General features: G+C 70.6%; 13 protein-coding genes. 5 read left to right on the plus strand and 8 right to left on the minus strand.

Going from position 1 to position 13,006, the window contains the following annotated elements:
- Positions 1-36: 36 nt before the first annotated feature.
- Complete coding sequence (locus tag OG866_RS16240; RefSeq protein ID WP_329335383.1) at positions 37-1,302, minus strand: L,D-transpeptidase; 1,266 nt, start codon at positions 1,300-1,302, stop codon at positions 37-39.
- Positions 1,303-1,527: 225 nt separating this feature from the next.
- A complete protein-coding gene (locus tag OG866_RS16245; protein ID WP_329335385.1) occupies positions 1,528-1,869 on the minus strand; it encodes a hypothetical protein in 342 nt (113 codons plus the stop codon).
- Between the two features lie 110 nt (positions 1,870-1,979).
- Between OG866_RS16245 and OG866_RS16250 the strand changes: the two genes are divergently transcribed.
- Positions 1,980-2,270: a hypothetical protein gene (locus tag OG866_RS16250; protein WP_329335387.1), complete on the plus strand. Its 291-nt coding sequence runs from the start codon at positions 1,980-1,982 to the stop codon at positions 2,268-2,270.
- Positions 2,271-2,312: 42 nt separating this feature from the next.
- Positions 2,313-3,101 carry a hypothetical protein gene (locus OG866_RS16255; protein ID WP_329335388.1) on the plus strand — a complete coding sequence of 263 codons (789 nt, stop codon included), beginning with the start codon at positions 2,313-2,315 and terminating at the stop codon, positions 3,099-3,101.
- 58 nt (positions 3,102-3,159) lie between these two features.
- Here OG866_RS16255 and hutH read toward each other — a convergent pair whose 3' ends face one another.
- From hutH to OG866_RS16270, 3 genes are all read right to left on the minus strand, one after another.
- Complete coding sequence (gene hutH, locus OG866_RS16260; protein WP_329344131.1) at positions 3,160-4,698, minus strand: histidine ammonia-lyase; 1,539 nt, start codon at positions 4,696-4,698, stop codon at positions 3,160-3,162.
- Positions 4,699-4,777: 79 nt separating this feature from the next.
- Positions 4,778-5,932, minus strand: a complete 1,155-nt coding sequence (locus tag OG866_RS16265) for a GGDEF domain-containing protein (RefSeq protein ID WP_329335390.1) — start codon at positions 5,930-5,932, stop codon at positions 4,778-4,780.
- Positions 5,933-6,066: 134 nt separating this feature from the next.
- Complete coding sequence (locus OG866_RS16270; protein ID WP_329335392.1) at positions 6,067-6,861, minus strand: enoyl-CoA hydratase/isomerase family protein; 795 nt, start codon at positions 6,859-6,861, stop codon at positions 6,067-6,069.
- Positions 6,862-7,076: 215 nt separating this feature from the next.
- Here OG866_RS16270 and OG866_RS16275 point away from each other — a divergent pair, with 215 nt between their 5' ends.
- Positions 7,077-7,685 (plus strand): hypothetical protein, encoded by a 609-nt coding sequence (locus OG866_RS16275; protein WP_329335394.1) that lies wholly within the window; start codon positions 7,077-7,079, stop codon positions 7,683-7,685.
- A gap of 66 nt (positions 7,686-7,751) precedes the next feature.
- On the opposite strand, the gene OG866_RS16280 is transcribed toward OG866_RS16275, so the two are convergent.
- Positions 7,752-8,864: an adenylate/guanylate cyclase domain-containing protein gene (locus OG866_RS16280; protein WP_329335396.1), complete on the minus strand. Its 1,113-nt coding sequence runs from the start codon at positions 8,862-8,864 to the stop codon at positions 7,752-7,754.
- A 188-nt stretch (positions 8,865-9,052) separates the two neighbouring features.
- Positions 9,053-9,913 (minus strand): biotin--[acetyl-CoA-carboxylase] ligase, encoded by an 861-nt coding sequence (locus tag OG866_RS16285; protein WP_329335397.1) that lies wholly within the window; start codon positions 9,911-9,913, stop codon positions 9,053-9,055.
- 110 nt (positions 9,914-10,023) lie between these two features.
- Here OG866_RS16285 and OG866_RS16290 point away from each other — a divergent pair, with 110 nt between their 5' ends.
- Positions 10,024-11,619 carry an acyl-CoA carboxylase subunit beta gene (locus OG866_RS16290; RefSeq protein WP_329335399.1) on the plus strand — a complete coding sequence of 532 codons (1,596 nt, stop codon included), beginning with the start codon at positions 10,024-10,026 and terminating at the stop codon, positions 11,617-11,619.
- Between the two features lie 9 nt (positions 11,620-11,628).
- Positions 11,629-11,838 carry an acyl-CoA carboxylase epsilon subunit gene (locus tag OG866_RS16295; RefSeq protein WP_329335401.1) on the plus strand — a complete coding sequence of 70 codons (210 nt, stop codon included), beginning with the start codon at positions 11,629-11,631 and terminating at the stop codon, positions 11,836-11,838.
- 80 nt (positions 11,839-11,918) lie between these two features.
- On the opposite strand, the gene OG866_RS16300 is transcribed toward OG866_RS16295, so the two are convergent.
- The gene (locus OG866_RS16300) at positions 11,919-13,001 is read right to left on the minus strand and encodes an SGNH/GDSL hydrolase family protein (protein ID WP_329335403.1); all 1,083 of its coding nucleotides are present in this window, start codon (positions 12,999-13,001) and stop codon (positions 11,919-11,921) included.
- Positions 13,002-13,006 lie beyond the last annotated feature (5 nt).

The following is a 13,006-nucleotide window of genomic DNA, read 5'->3' on the forward strand; positions in this document are numbered from 1 at the left end:
GTGACCGCCCTCAGCCAGTTGATGTCAAGCCCGGCGTCAGACCGCCGAACCCGCCTTCCAGTCCGCCCAGTTCAGGTTCCAGCCGTTGAGGCCGTTGTCCGGGGAGACCGTCTTGTCGCCGGTGTTCTGGACGATCACGACGTCGCCGATGATCGAGTTGTTGTAGAACCAGTAGCCGGCCGTGCCCTTGTCGTTGGCGCCCTTGGTGTCGGAGAGGCCGACGCAGCCGTGGCTGGTGTTGACGCTGCCGAAGATGGACTTCGCGCCCCAGTAGTTGCCGTGCACGAAGGTGCCGGAGTTGGTGAGGCGGATGGCGTGCGGCACGTCCTTGATGTCGTACTCGCCCTTGCCGTCGTCGTCGGTGAAGCCCACGGTCGCGCCGTTCATGCGCGTCTCCTTGAACTTCTCGGACATCACCATGATGCCCTCGTACGTCTTGTTCTCCGGGGAGCCCGCCGAGATCGGGATCGTCTTGATCGTCTTGCCGTCCTGCGTGACCTTCATCTGCTTGGTCTTCGCGTCGACGTACGTGATCTGGTTACGGCCGATCTTGAAGGTGACCGTCTTCTGCTGGACGCCGTAGACACCGTCCGCACCCTCGACACCGTCCAGCGCGAGCTTCAGCGTGACGGTGGAGTTCTCGGTCCAGTAGTCCTCGGGGCGGAAGTCGATGCGGTTGGCGTTGAACCAGTGCCCGACGACCTCCTGGCCGCTGGACGAGGAGACCGTGATCCCCTTCTGGACGGCCGCCTTGTTGGTGATCGCCTTGTCGAAGTTGATCGACACCGGCATACCGACGCCGACCGTGGAGCCGTCGTCCGGCGTGAAGTAGCCGAGGAAGCTGTTGGACGGGGAGACCGTGGTGAAGGACGCGTTCTCGTGGGCCACGCGGCCGTCGGAGTCCTTCGCCTCGGCGTTGACCTTGTAGGTCGTCGACCGCTCCAGCTGGGCGCTGGGCTTCCAGCTGGTCTTGTCCGCGGATATCGCACCGCTGACGGCGGCGCCGTCGGCGGTGGTCATCGTGACCTCGGTGAGCGTGCCCTTGCTCACGGTCACGGCCGCGGAGTTGTTGATGGAGGCGTTCTCGGAGCCGTCCTTGGGTGTGATCTTGATGTCGGCCTCGGACGTCTTCTTGGCCGCCGCCTCGTCGGCCTTGGCCTGCGAGGTGTCGCTGCTGCCGCTGCCGGAGGCGTCGTCGTCGCCACCGGAACACGCCGAGAGCACCAGCACACCGCCGAGCAGTGCGGACGCGACCGCCAGGCCCCTGCGCCGCTTACTGACCGTCATCACACGCTTCTCCATCGTTGCCGATTCCCCAAAGACCCAAGAGCCCCCCGTCAAACCCGAGAGTCCCGTCAATGAAACCTAAACGCTACGACCGGTTCGTCCCGTTCCACATTCTTCGAACGTGTGGGGCACACCACGTCCGCCGTGGCGGGTGGTGCGACTGTCGGTCCGTGCGCCCCCTGAGACGACGAAACCCCGGGCGGCGGTTGCCACCCGGGGTCACGATTTCCCCAAGGGCGCTCAGCCGGCCGCCTCTTCGTCGTCCGCGTCCTCATCATCCTCGTCGAGGTCCCACTCCGGCGAATCCGGGTCGTAGTCGATCCGCTCGCTGGACCAGGAGGCCTGCACCAGCTCCACCCCGGGCACCTCGCTGACCAGGTCGAACGGGTCGACGAGATAGGCGAGGGCCTCCGCGGTGTCTTCCGTCACAGCGCCCTCGGCATGCGCCTGTTCGTCGGCCGGCATCTCGTGATCGTCGGCGATACGCTCCAGCGCGGCCTTGGTGACGGCGTCCTCCTGCTCGATCTCCACCACCAATTCCACCCGAAGCCGCACAAACCGTGAAGTCTCTTCAGTGCTCATGTCCCGGAGAGTACGGCGCTTTCCTCCCGTGACTTTCCCGTGACCCGCGTCTTTCACTAACATCGGCCCACACGGCCAATTCGCCAGCGCCACAAGGGGATCGATATTCCGTGTCATCCGCTCGCCGTCCGTTGCTGACCGCCACCGCCGCAGGCACGCTGCTGTGCGCCATGTGGTTCGTCCCGTCCGCCAACGCGACCCAGGACGAACCGGCGAGAACGCAGGTCACGCAGCAGGCCAGGGTGTCCACCGTCGCCACCCAGGACACCGTCGAGGGCACGCGTCTCGCCGACACCGGAAGCTTCGACACCACCCCGTACGTCGTCGGCGGTACGGCGTTCCTCGCGCTCGGCGCCGGCTTCGTCACCTACTCCGTACGCCGGGAACGTCACGGTTTTTGAATCGACTTGACGGAGCTTTGACCAAAACCTCATAGTCCGCTCATGAAGAGATCATCGAGGGCGCGCATAAGCGCCACGCTCGCCGTGAGCGCGCTGTCGCTCGCCCTCATCACCGGTTGCTCCGACGAGGGTTCGGACGACACCAAGGGCACCGACGCCAAGGAGTCGGCCGCCGCCTCGTCGGCGCCGGCCGCGAAGGCACTGACCTCCGCCGAGCTGGAGAAGCTGCTGCTCGCCAAGGGCGACATCAAGGGCTTCGAGGCCGAGTCGGGCGACGACACCCTCCCCAAGTCCAAGAGCGACGTGAAGACCGACAAGGCGGAGTGCGACCCGCTGGCCTGGGCCACCGCCGCGCTCGCCCCGGGCGACACGGACGCGAACGCCAGCAACACCCTCACCGCGGAGACCTCGGCGGCCTCCAAGGACCCGTCGGACCTCAGCGAGGCCGACCTCGAGAGCGCCTTCGACGTGAGCATCACGTTCGTCGGTCTGTCCTCGTACGACGGCGACGGCGCCGAGAAGGCCGTGAAGGCCGTCTCCGACGGCGTGACGGCCTGCTCCGGCGGTTTCGGCATCAAGGCCGAGGGCGAGAACTCCAAGGTCACCAAGGTCGCCACGGCGAAGAGCTCCGGCGCCGGTGACGAGTCGGTGGCGTTCTCCGAGGACGTCGACATGGACGGCGAGGGCACGGCCACGTTCCTCACCGAGGTGGTCCGCAAGGGCAACACCGTCGCCACGTTCTACTCCGTCAACCTGGCCGCGCTGGGCAAGGGCGGCAAGACCGAGATCCCGGCCGAGGTCGTCACGGCCCAGGTCGCCAAGCTCAAGTAAGCACACGTAAGAAAAGGGGCCCGGTCACCCGACAGGGCCCCTTTCGGCTGCCCGCGGCCTACTGGAGCGGCCCCGTCACCGACTCCGCCGCCGCCACCAGCTGCCCGCTGCGCACGAACACGTCCGCCGCGGCCAGGTCCGGCGCCAGGAAGCGGTCGGGGCCCGGCCCCTGCACACCGGCCTTGCGTACGGCCTCGATGACCGCGCGCGAGGCGGGCGCCGGGGTGAGGCCCTCACGCAGTTCCACGGCGCGCGTGGCGGCGTACAGCTCGACGGCGACGACCCGGGTGAGGTTGTCGACGGCGGTACGCAGCTTGCGCGCGGCGGACCAGCCCATGGAGACGTGGTCCTCCTGCATGGCGGAGGACGGGATGGAGTCCGCCGACGCCGGTACGGCCAGCCGCTTCAGCTCGCTGACCAGCGCGGCCTGGGTGTACTGGGCGATCATCAGCCCGCTGTCCACGCCCGCGTCGTCGGCGAGGAACGGCGGCAGCCCGTGGCTGCGGTTCTTGTCGAGCAGCCGGTCGGTGCGCCGCTCCGCGATGGACGCGAGATCGGCGACGGCGATGGCGAGGAAGTCCAGGACATAGGCCACGGGCGCGCCATGGAAGTTGCCGTTGGACTCGACCCGCCCGTCGGGCAGGACGACGGGGTTGTCGACGGCGGAGGCCAGCTCCCGCTCGGCGACGAGCCGCGCGTGGGCCATGGTGTCGCGTCCGGCGCCCGCGACCTGCGGGGCGCAGCGCACCGAGTAGGCGTCCTGGACGCGCGGGGCGTCGTCCTGGTGGTGGCCGGTGAGCTGGGAGTCCTTCAGCACGGCGAGCATGTTGGCGGCGCTGGCGGCCTGCCCCGGGTGGGGGCGGATGGCGTGCAGTTCGGGCGCGAGGACCTTGTCCGTGCCGAGGAGGCCCTCCATCGACAGGGCGGCCGTGATGTCGGCCGACTTGTAGAGCATCTCCAGGTCGGCGAGGGCCATGACCAGCATGCCGAGCATGCCGTCGGTGCCGTTGAGGAGGGCCAGGCCCTCCTTCTCGCGCAGTTCGACGGGCGTGATGCCGTGCTCGGCGAGCAGTTCACCGGCCGGACGCACGACACCGTCCGGACCCTCCGCGTCCCCCTCGCCCATCAGCGTCAGCGCGCAGTGCGACAGCGGCGCGAGGTCGCCGGAGCAGCCGAGGGAGCCGTACTCGTGCACCACGGGGGTGATCCCGGCGTTCAGCACGTCGGCCATGGTCTGCGCGACCTCGGGCCGCACACCGGTGTGTCCCGAGCAGACGGTCTTCAGCCGCAGGAACATCAGCGCCCGGACGACCTCCCGCTCGACGCGCGGCCCCATGCCGGCGGCGTGCGAGCGGACAATGTTGCGCTGTAGCTGAGCACGGAGCTCGGTGCTGATGTGCCGGGTCGCGAGAGCGCCGAAGCCGGTACTGACGCCGTAGACCGGGTCGGGCTTGGCGGCCAGCGCGTCCACGATCTCGCGGGCGGCGGCGAGGGCCGCGACCGCCTCCCCGGAGAGCTCGATGCGGGCGCCGTCGCGCGCCACGGCGAGTACGTCGGACGCGGTCACCCCGGACGTCCCCACCACCACAGTGTGCATATCCATATTCAGGAGCGTACGCAGTGAAGACGAAGATGTCACGAGTGGGGGCGGGGTTCGCCCCTTACTCCTACGTACGTCACAGCCGGCGCCCGCGGAACCGGCGACGCTCCCCGTGCGCCTCACGCTCCCTGGCGGGCGCGTCCGCGAGCCGTACGACGGGATCGTCCGGCCCCTCCCGCCCCGCGACGACCGGCTTGGCGGCCCGCTCCGCCTTGGCCCGGTACTGGGCGGCGTCGGCCAGCCGGAACAGCCGACGGGCCGAGCGGACCGGCCCGATGGGATCCTCGGTGGAGGCGACCCCGCAGGCCACCCCCTCCCCCAGCTCCAACTCCGCGGCCCGGCGGCAGAGTTCGTCGGCCGCCTTGACGACCTCGTCGGCGGCGGGGCCGACCGCGAGCAGACAGAACTCGTCACCCCCGAGCCGCGCCGCCAGCGCCCCCGGCAGCATCGCGCCGCACAGCGACAGCACGGAACCGAACCGCTCCAGGAGCCGGTCGCCGACGGCGTGCCCGAGGGTGTCGTTGACCCGCTTGAGCCCGTTGAGATCGCAGACGACGAGGCTGACGACGACACCCTCCCGCTTGTGCCGCTCGACGGCCTCGTCGAGCCGTACGTCCACGGCACGCCGGTTGGCCAGCCCGGTGAGGGCGTCGGTGAACGCCAGCCGCCGGGCCTCCTCCAACCGCTCCGCCTGCGCGATCCCGGCGGCGACGACGGCGGCCAGGACGGTGGCGAAGTCGGCGTCGGCCCGGCCGAAGACGGGCTCACCGGCCGGGCGGGCGACATACAGCTCGCCCCAGGCCCGGCCGTTCAGGACGATCGGCGCGACGACACAGCAACCGCGGCCCCTCCTGCGGAGGGCGGCGACGCGCTGATGGACGTACCCCGGACGGCGGCCCGCGGCCGGTCCCTCGGCCGTCTCCACCCACGCGTTGGGCTCACCGCCGCCCGCCCAGCGCTCGTGCAGGAACTCGGTGATCTCCGGGAACTGGTGCACCGGGTAGGCCTCGGCGTCGGGGAACTCGTCCTCGTCGGGGGCGCGGTCCCCGACGTTGACGAGGACGCGGAGCCGTCCCAGCTCGCGTTCCCATACCGACAGGGCGGCGAAGCTGCCGCTCAGGGCACGGCAGGCACCGGTCGCCGCCGCGCGCCAGGCCTCGCGTGAGCCGTGAGCCGCGGCCATGCCCTGCGCCAGCGCGACGACTGCCGTGAGCCGCGTGTCCTCCGCCATTGCTCCAGGTTAGGGAGGTTTTGTCGGAAAGGGGCGTTGGATGGGCGCCTGGGGTGACAGGGGCAGCGGGTTGCGGGGCGGCTGACGGCTGGTGGGAGCTTGTCGCGCAGTTCCCCGCGCCCCTGAAAAGCCTTCTACTCGCCCGGCCATTCCGGGGGCCGCTTCTCATTGAAGGCGGCTACGCCCTCCGCCCGGTCCCCCGAGAAGGCAACTGAGCGCCAGGCCGCGTCCTCCACCTCCAGGCCCGCCCGCAGGTCCAGCCCATGTCCCAGGCGCAGGGCCTTCTTCGCCGCGCGCAGGCCCACCGGGGAGTTGGCCGCGATCCTGGCGCCCGTCGCGAGGGCCTCCTCCCGGTCCTGGCCCTCCTCCACCAGTACATCCACCAGCCCCAACTCCCTTGCCTCCGCGGCCTCCACTCGCCTCGCCGTGAAGATGAGTTCGGCGGCGCGCGCCGCGCCCACGCGTCGCGGCAGGAGCTGCGTTCCTCCGCCGCCCGGGATCACGCCGACCGACACCTCCGGCAGACCCACCACCGCCGTACTGTCCGCCACGATCAGGTCGCAGGACAGGGCCAGCTCGAAGCCGCCGCCGAGCGCGAAGCCGTGGACGGCGGCGATGGTCGGTACGGGCAGTTCCAGTACGCCGGTGTAGGCGCCGCGCGCGACGGGCCGCTGCCGGACCAGATCGGCGTCCGTGAAGGAGTTCCGCTCCTTCAGATCGGCGCCGACACAGAACGCCCGCTCATGGGTCGACGTCACCACCACCGCCCGTACGTCCCTGTCCTCGCCCAGCGCGGCGCAGGCGGTGGCGACCGAGCGGGCCATCGCCGTCGACACGGCGTTCATGGCCTTCGGCCGGTCCAGGGCGAGTTCCGCGACGTGCCCATGCCGTCGTACCAGCACGAACTCCCCGTACCGTTCCTCGCTCATGACACCCTCCAGTTAACGCGGGTTAACAGACTTCACCGGGCCCGATCATCGCAGCCCGGCCGGAGCGGCGGAAGGGCGGACGGTTCCTGTATCGCCGCCCGACACCCCGTTCGAGTGACATCCCGCCCAACTCGGTCCCCATCGCCCACGGGAGCGCATAGCGTGCGCTGCGCCACGGCGCACCGGGGGCGCGAGGGCATTGGGGAGGGGTCGCCATGACCACGATGACGGACACGCACACGGAGGGCACGGCTGCCGGGCTGTCGGTTCCCGACGCCGTACCGCAGCGCCTCTTCGGCTCACGCGGCCGGCACCGCCGTCCCCGGCCCCGCAAGGTGCTGCTCGCCGTCGGCGGGCTGGCCGTGGCAGCCGGCGCGCTGAGCCTCATCCGCATGGCTCCCGAGGGCGGTCTGGGCGGCGGTCTCGGCACCGCGGAGGCCGAACCCCGCCTCGACGACCCGCACGCCGGTTCCGGCACGGACCGGGCGACCAACGCCGCCGCCACGCTCCCGGCGGTCCCGAAGGTGAGCCCGTCGGCGACCTCGCCCATGGGTGGGGTGAGCCAAGTGCCGCTGCCGCCGTCGACACCGGCGAGGGTCGTGGCGTCGACCCCGGGTCCCACGACCATCCCGGACGCCCCGAACCCGACGACGGCGGCCCCACAGCCGACCCCGACGCCCACCCGGACGCCGTCCCCGGCACCGAGTCAGAGCACGAGCACACCGCCACCGGCCCCGGCGACACCGACGCCGAGCCAGCCCAGTGGCGGCGGTGGGGTCTGCGTGCCGGTGATCGGCCTGTGCGTAGGTCCGCTGGGCCGGTAAACGCCCTCAAGGGGCGCGGGGAACTGCGCGACCAGCCCCCACACACCCGCAGCCAACCGACGAACCCTACTCAGGCTCACTCCGCCGAGTAAGCAACCAAGGCTCGACAACCCCAAGCCCTCGCACCGGCCGCTGCCACATCGGCTGGAGCGCGAAGCGGTACGTCGGCGGCTCCTCGCCCTCCTTCTCGGCGGCGGCCGCGGCCTCGGCGGCCTCCGCCTCGGAGGCGGGCGCCTCGGCGGTGCGGATCAGTTCCTGGGCGAAGTCGGTGTCGACCAGGACGGCGTCGCGAGGGGCTATCGACGTGAGCCGGGACGCCAGATTGACGGTCGTGCCGAAGACATCGCCCATCCGGGTGGTGACCGTGCCGAAGGCGATGCCGACGCGCAGCTCGGGCATGGTCTCGTCGTTCGCCATGGTCTCGATGAGGCGCAGCGCGATCTCCGCGGCGACCCCCGCGTCGTCGGCGGCGTAGAGCACCTCGTCACCGAGGGTCTTGATGAGACGCCCGCCGTGCGCGGCGACCAGGTCGGCGGCGGTGGTCTCGAAGGCCTCGACGAGCTCGCCGAGCTCCTCCTCCTCCATCCGCCGGGTCAGGCGCGTGAACCCGACGAGGTCGGCGAAGCCGACGGCGAGGCGCCGGTCGACCATCTCCTCGTCGTCGGCCGCCTGCACCACCCGCCCCGCGGACGCGGCGAGCTGCCGGCGCCAGACGTAGACCAGGAACTCCTCCAGCTCGGGCAGGAGCAGCTCGATGATCGGGTACGTCACCTCGGTACGGGTCATTCCGGGCTCGGGCGGCTCGGTCAGCCCCTCCAGGAACGAGTCGATCTGCCACTCGGCCAGCCGGGCCGTGGTCTGCCCGGTGGACCGGGCCACCTGCACGGCCATCGCCTCGCTGAGCAGCCCGGCCTCGACGAGACCGGCGAGGCGCCGCAGGGCGAGGACATCGGCCTCCGTGAAGGCCTTGGCCTGTCCGACGTCGGCGAAGCCCATGGCCCGCCAGAAGCGGGTGGCCAGCTCCATGGAGACACCGGCGGTACGGGCCGCCTGAAAGGGCGTGTAGCGCCGCTCCGCACCGAGGATCAGCGCTTCGAGACGCACGGCGAGCGGGTGCGGATCCCCTCCGGGGTCGGCGCCGTTCGTGTCCGCGCCGGAACCCGTGTCGTCGACGGTCACGCCTGCTGCCCTTCCGATCTGTCACGGTCAGGTATCGACCGGCCTTCACTTTACGGCAGGTGTGCGGTAGCTCACGTGTCCGCTCCGCTGGGCGGGGCCGGGAGACCGTGGGTGGCTGAGGTGTGCTTACGGGCGCGAGTGCGTCGTGGCTTGTCGCGCAGTTCCCCGCGCCCCTTGGGCCGATCCACTCACGCCGGTCGCAGGTGGACGATGTCGCCCGCCCCCACCGGTTCCTGTACGCCGTCCTCCGTCGCGATCACCAGCCTGCCGTCCCCATCCACCGCCACCGCCTCTCCTGTGATCGAACGGTCCCCCGGCAATTCCGCCCGCACCACCCTCCCCAGCGTCGCGCACCCCGCCGCGTACGTCTCCTGGAGCCCACTGACCGCCGGGTCGCCCCCGGCCGCCCTCCATCGCCCGTACCACTCCTCCAGGGCCCGCAGCACGCCCCGCAGCAGGGGATCCCGGTCCGTGCTCACCGCGCCCGCAAGCGCCAGCGAACCGGCCGCAGGAACCGGCAGCTCGTCCTCGCGCAGGGTGACATTGATGCCGACCCCGACGACGACCCCGTCCTCTCCGGCCCGCTCGGCGAGAATCCCGCCGGCCTTGCGCTCCTCGCCCCCCACGGTCACCAGCAGGTCGTTGGGCCACTTGAGTGCCGTATCCACCCCGGCGGCCCGCGACAGCCCCGTGGCGACGGCCACGCCGGTCAGCAGCGGCAGCCACCCCCACCGCGCCACCGGCACCTCGGCCGGCTTCAGCAGGACGGAGAAGAACAGCCCGGAGCGGGCCGGCGCCGTCCACTGCCGGTCCAGCCGCCCCCGCCCGGCGGTCTGCTCCTCGGCGACGAGGACCGAGCCCTCCGCCGCCGCCCCCTTGGCCGCCAGGTTCACCAGGTCGTTGTTGGTGGACCCGGTGCTCCGCACCACGTCCACCTCGCGCCACAGCCCGCCCTCCCGCACCAGCCCACGCCGCAGTGCGGTGACATTGAGCGGCGGACGGTCGAGATCGGACCAGCGGTTGTCGTCTGAAGCATCGCGCGGCGTCATGCAAGCCACCCTAGGTGTGTCCTACGCCGCACTGCTGATCGGTAGGCCCCGCACTACTCTACGGATGAGTAACCGTCCCCCCTTTTGAGCAGGCAGGGAGCCGCGACCCGATGTCCGAGCCGGAAGAGATCGACATCCACACCACCGCGGGCAAGCTCGCGGACCTCCAGCGTCGTATCGACGAGGCGACGCACGCCGGCTCCGCACGCGCTGTGGAGAAGCAGCACGCCAAGGGCAAGTTGACGGCTCGTGAGCGGATCGAGCTGCTGCTCGACGAGGGCTCCTTCGTGGAGTTGGACGAGTTCGCGCGGCACCGCTCCACGAACTTCGGGCTGGAGAACAACCGTCCCTACGGGGACGGGGTCGTCACCGGGTACGGCACCGTCGACGGGCGGCCCGTCGCCGTGTTCTCGCAGGACTTCACCGTCTTCGGCGGCGCCCTCGGCGAGGTCTACGGCCAGAAGATCGTCAAGGTCATGGACTTCGCGCTGAAGACCGGCTGTCCGGTCATCGGCATCAACGACTCCGGCGGCGCCCGGATCCAGGAGGGCGTCGCCTCGCTCGGCGCCTACGGCGAGATCTTCCGCCGCAACACCCACGCGTCCGGCGTGATCCCGCAGATCAGCCTGGTCGTGGGCCCGTGTGCGGGCGGCGCGGTGTACTCCCCCGCGATCACCGACTTCACGGTCATGGTCGACCAGACCTCGCACATGTTCATCACCGGCCCCGACGTCATCAAGACGGTCACCGGCGAGGACGTCGGCTTCGAGGAGCTGGGCGGCGCCAGGACCCACAACTCCGTCTCCGGCGTGGCCCATCACATGGCGGGCGACGAGAAGGACGCGATCGAGTACGTCAAGCAGCTGCTGTCGTACCTGCCGTCCAACAACCTCTCCGAGGCGCCGGTCTACCCGGAGGAGGCGGACCTCGACCTCACGGACGAGGACCGCGAGCTGGACACGATCGTGCCGGACAGCGCGAACCAGCCGTACGACATGCACACGGTGATCGAACACATCCTGGACGACGCCGAGTTCTTCGAGACGCAGGCGCTGTTCGCCCCGAACATCCTCACCGGTTTCGGGCGGGTGGAGGGTCACCCGGTCGGCATCGTCGCCAACCAGCCGATGCAGTTCGCCGGCTGCCTCGACATCACGGCGAGCGAGAAGGCGGCGCGCTTCGTCCGCACCTGCGACGCCTTCAACGTCCCCGTCATCACCTTCGTCGACGTCCCCGGCTTCCTGCCCGGCGTCGACCAGGAGCACGACGGCATCATCCGCCGCGGCGCCAAACTGATCTACGCGTACGCGGAGGCGACGGTCCCGCTGATCACCGTCATCACCCGCAAGGCCTTCGGTGGCGCCTACGACGTCATGGGCTCCAAGCACCTCGGCGCGGACATCAACCTCGCCTGGCCGACCGCCCAGATCGCCGTCATGGGCGCCCAGGGCGCGGTCAACATCCTGCACCGCCGCACGATCGCCGAGGCGGAGGCCAACGGGGAGGACCTGGAGGCCGTCCGCGCCCACCTCATCCGCGAGTACGAGGACACCCTCCTCAACCCCTACGTCGCGGCCGAACGCGGCTACATCGACTCCGTGATCATGCCGTCCGACACCCGCCGCCATGTGGTCCGCGGCCTGCGCCAGCTGCGCACCAAGCGGGAGTCCCTGCCCCCGAAGAAGCACGGCAACATCCCCCTGTAAGGAGACGCTGTGAACATCAAGGTCGTACGGGGCAACCCCACACCAGAGGAGCTCGCCGCCGCCCTGGCAGTGGTCCGAGCCCGCGCCGCGGCGGCGGCAGCCACGCCGCCCGGCGCCCCCGAACAGCGGGACGGGTGGTCGGACCCGTCCCGCATCGCCACACACAGGCTGCCGCAGCCTGGGCCCAGTACATGGGCCCGCACTTACTGGCCAAGCTAGGGCAACCCACCTAGGGGCGCGGGGCTGTATCGATGTGCGGCTCCGCCGCGTGGGCGCGACCAGCCCCCACCGACCCGCAGCTACAAACAACGCGAGACGGCTTCGGCCATCACCTCGTACCCCTCGTCATCGGGGTGCAGATGGTCACCGAAGTCATACGCGGGGTGCAGCCGATCCGGATCCCCCGGATCGGCCATCACCCGTTGCAGATCCACCACCGCGTCGAACTCCCCCGCGCCCCTGATCCACTCGTTGACCTCATAACTCACCTTCGCCGCATGCTCCCCCCAGTGGTCCGAGCCCCCGAACGGCAGCAAGGTGCTCCCGACGACCCTCAGCCCCCGCGCCTGCCGTATCAACTCCCGATACCCGGCGATCAGTTCATCGGCCTCCACCACCGGCGAAGGCTTGTACGTAGGCTGCTCATCGGTCTCGCTGAACCCGATGTCGTTGAGCCCGAGCAGCACCACGACCGTGTCCACTCCGGCCAGACCGAGGGCGTCCCGCCCGAAGCGCCGAACGCCCCTCTCTCCGTACCACGCGGAGTCGTTGAGCAGCAGATTCCCGCCGATCCCGGCGTTGAGCACAGGCCTCCCGGTCAACCGGGCCAGCGCGTCCGACCACCTCCGGTCCGCCCCCACCGTCGACCCGAACCCGTCCGTGAGGGAGTCCCCGAACAGCACCACCCCATCACCCCGACCGCCGTCGGCCTCCACGGCGCTCAGGAAGTACCAGGACTCACTCACGGCATCAAAGCCCTCGGTGCTCTCCAGCAGATCCCCCTCGCCCCGCAGGCTCGTCGCGAACGCCTGCGCATGGAACGTCGCCGGCCCCGTCGCCGCGTCGAAGTACAGCGTGACCGCCACCGACTCACCGGCGCTGACGGCCAGTTGGACGGCATCACTGACCACCTCGCCCCGCGCGGGCATCTCGACGCCGCGGAGGCCCCCGAAGGTCACCCGCCGGCCTTCCACGCTCGCTCCCGCGACCCGCACCGGCGAGGTGCCGTACGCGTTCGACAGCCGTATCCGCACCCTCCCCCCGCCCCCGCTCAGCCGGACGACCTGGCGCAGGGACTGACGCCAGAAGCCCTCCCGGGACCAGTTGGGGGTGAAGCCTTCGCTCGGGAGCTGGGGCGAGGCGGCCCAGACGGTGGTGAACATGACGG

The sequence above is a fragment of the Streptomyces sp. NBC_00663 genome (assembly GCF_036226885.1).
Taxonomy (GTDB): Bacteria; Actinomycetota; Actinomycetes; order Streptomycetales; family Streptomycetaceae; genus Streptomyces.